This is a genomic window from Bradyrhizobium campsiandrae (assembly GCF_014529705.1).
Taxonomy (GTDB): domain Bacteria; phylum Pseudomonadota; class Alphaproteobacteria; order Rhizobiales; family Xanthobacteraceae; genus Bradyrhizobium; species Bradyrhizobium campsiandrae.
Genome location: NZ_JAANIH010000194.1, coordinates 1 through 488, shown reverse-complemented (window position 1 = coordinate 488; position 488 = coordinate 1). Strand labels below are relative to the sequence as shown.

Sequence of the window (488 nt, the reverse complement as noted above, 5' to 3'; positions counted from 1 at the left end):
AAAGGGAGGGGAAGGTATGCAAAGAAAATTAATAGGTGGTTTTTTCATTCTAATGGTGTTGCTTATTATTGGAAGTACTTCTGAAAAAGTGCAAGCTTCTCCAACATCTTCAAATGGCTGGCAGTTAAAATGGGCTATTAAAAATAATGATTTTGAAGATGTTGATATCACAGATTACGGTCAAAATGCTGGTACAACAAATGTATGGATGGTTAATCAAGCTGGTGTAGATGCCTGGGGCACAACTAATCCAACTGGAAATATAGAAGTATGGCAAAATGGTAATGGATATAATGTGCCTGCTTTTTCGGGAAATAACTTTATTGAATTAAATTCAGATGGTATTGGACCAGTTTATCAGAATATTCGGACAATCCCAGGTTCGAATTTAACATGGAAGTTTTCGCATCGTGGTCGTACTGGTGTAGACACAGCCGATTTGCTTATTGGTTCACCCGAAAGTCAAACGGAGGTATCGAGAGTTTCTA

At 37.7% G+C, this 488-nt stretch carries 1 protein-coding gene; it reads left to right on the top strand.

The window, feature by feature from the left end:
* Positions 1-16: 16 nt before the first annotated feature.
* Positions 17-488: hypothetical protein (locus tag G8O24_RS47095; RefSeq protein ID WP_202988827.1), on the top strand; the 472-nt coding region annotated here is incomplete at its 3' end.